At 70.1% G+C, this 2,185-nt stretch carries 5 protein-coding genes; all 5 read right to left on the reverse strand.

The window, feature by feature from the left end:
• On the reverse strand, positions 1–284 hold a 284-nt coding region (locus KDM41_18000), incomplete at its 3' end, for an SRPBCC family protein (protein ID MCB1185316.1).
• 38 nt (positions 285–322) lie between these two features.
• Entirely contained in the window at positions 323–979 is a 657-nt protein-coding gene (locus KDM41_18005) for a dihydrofolate reductase (GenBank protein MCB1185317.1), read from the reverse strand.
• Between the two features lie 78 nt (positions 980–1,057).
• The gene (locus KDM41_18010) at positions 1,058–1,402 is read right to left on the reverse strand and encodes a hypothetical protein (GenBank protein ID MCB1185318.1); all 345 of its coding nucleotides are present in this window, start codon (positions 1,400–1,402) and stop codon (positions 1,058–1,060) included.
• Positions 1,403–1,644: 242 nt separating this feature from the next.
• Complete coding sequence (locus tag KDM41_18015; GenBank protein ID MCB1185319.1) at positions 1,645–1,932, reverse strand: hypothetical protein; 288 nt, start codon at positions 1,930–1,932, stop codon at positions 1,645–1,647.
• Positions 1,933–1,990: 58 nt separating this feature from the next.
• The coding region (locus tag KDM41_18020; GenBank protein MCB1185320.1) for a hypothetical protein at positions 1,991–2,185 on the reverse strand (195 nt) is incomplete at its 5' end.

Consider the following 2,185-nt stretch of genomic DNA (forward strand, 5'->3'; position numbering starts at 1 on the left):
ATGGTCGTGCCGGTCCAGGCCAGCACGCCGGGCGCGGAGACCGCCATGAGGACCGACCGGATCGGCATCCCGCCCGCCTTCCAGTCGAACCGGCTGCCGACTTCGAGCGGTCCGTGCAGCGCGGTGCGCGCCACGTCCGGATTCCAGTCCGGCCACGACGCGATGTCGGCCAGGACGGACCACACCGACTCCGGCGGCGCCGCGATGAACACCGACGCCGCAGCCTGCACCGGGGCGGCGCGGTCGATCTCCGGCGTGGCCGCGGATTGGTCTTCGCGATTCATTTCGGCTCCCTTCGCGCAGGTGCCGGTCAACAAGCGGGTCAGGCCCCGGACTTGCGCCGGATCACCACGTGCGTGGCCTTCTCCGAGGCGACCGACTCAACGCACCGGTAGCCCAGGGCCCGCATGTCGACGCCCTCGAACAGCCGCTCGCCGCGGCCGAGCAGGTACGGCGAGACCGCCAGGTGCATCTCGTCGATGAGGCCCGCCCGCAGATACTGCTGGATCGTCTGGGGCCCGCCGCCGATGCGCACGTCCCGGTCGCCCGCGGCTTCACGCGCCCGGGCGAGCGCGTCGTGGATGCCCCCGGTCACGAAGTGGAACGTGGTGCCCCCCTCCATTTCCAGGGTCGGACGGTCGTGGTGGGTCAGGATGAAGACCGGCACGTGGTAGGGCGGGTTGTCGCCCCACCAACCCTTCCACGCGTGGTCGGGCCAGGGGCCGCGCAGCGGAGCGAACATGTTCCGCCCCAGGATCCAGGCGCCGATGTTCGTGAAGCCCCGCTGCGCGAAGCCATCGTCGACGCCCTCCGAACCCGCGTCGTTGCCGAACAGCGTGCGCTGGAACGTGCGGGTGGGCAGGAACCACTGGTGCAGATCCGTCCCGCCGACGCCCAAGGGGTGCTCCAGGTCCTGGTCCGGACCGGCGCCGTAGCCGTCGAGCGAGATGCTGAAACTCTCCACGCGGACTCGCGACATCGTGACCTTCCTCGTACCGGCGCGCCCCCGCGCCGCCGTGTTCGGGTTGCGACCCGGACCGCCTGACCCCGCCGCGCCCTACCGCTGCCAGAGCCCGATCTGGATGTCGCCCAGGAAATAGATCGCCCAGGTGCCCGTGTCGCCCTGCCGGGTCGGCGGATAGGCGATCACGGCCCCTGCCGCCTCGGCTTCCGCGACGGCCTGCGCGATGTCCGCCACCTCGTAGTAGGTCCGCACGATGGGCGTCTCGTGCTCGGCGAGCGGGGCCCGCACTCCGATGAGCAGGCCGTCGGCCGCCTCGGCCACCCGGGCCAGCCCCAGGTCGGCCGTGGGCGCACCGAAGGCCACTCCGTGAACGGCCGCCAGCGCGGCGCACTGCTCCTCGACATTGCGACAGACGATCTCGACGTAGTGGACGCGCATGGACACGGCTCCCCGGGTCTGGAGTTCTGCGAAGGCCCGGCCCACAGGGGATGCAGCGAGAGCCATGATCACGAGGCCGAGTCCAATCCATCGCTTCAGCATGCGGGTGTTCCTCCGGGCGAACGATGATTCCCGATTCCGGCCGGGCGGCCGGACGACGATCCCCGGCACCATAAACAAGAAAGCCCGATCGTCCAAGCCCCTCCGTGCCGCACCGGACGGAAGCGGCCTGAGACCGTGGGCTATCCCGTGGCCGACGCCGAGCGGAACACGATGAAGACGACCAGGATCCAGATGGCCCAGAACAGCAGATGGCCCTCGATGCGGGCTTTGCGCGCCGCCGCCGGGCCCTGCTCCCCGGCAATGATTTCGCAGTATCGGTTCCAGTTCCGGCGCGCGGCGAACGGGTCGAGAAGCGACCGGTCGTACGCATCGCGTTCCTCGAGGAACGGCGCGATGACGCCGTGATAGACGTAGAGGTCCCAGACCACGACGAGGGCCAGGGCGATGACCGCCAGAATGTCGATCACGATGGTGAACTCCCGATTCGAAGCGGGTTCCCGGCGACCTCCGACGGGCGTCGCCCCGTCAGTCCTCCCGAGGACGACCGCGCGCGGGACCCTCCCCGCCCAGCCGGCGCCAGACGAGCTTCAGCACCAGCACCGCCACACCATACCCGACGACCGTGGCCACGACGTCCTTCCAGTCGAAGACGCCCTTGGGAAGGTACGGCTGCACGAACTCGTACAGGATGTACCCCACGGCGAAGAACGCGGCCGCGCG

Source organism: bacterium, from assembly GCA_020440705.1.
Lineage (GTDB): Bacteria > Krumholzibacteriota > Krumholzibacteriia > LZORAL124-64-63 > LZORAL124-64-63 > JAGRNP01.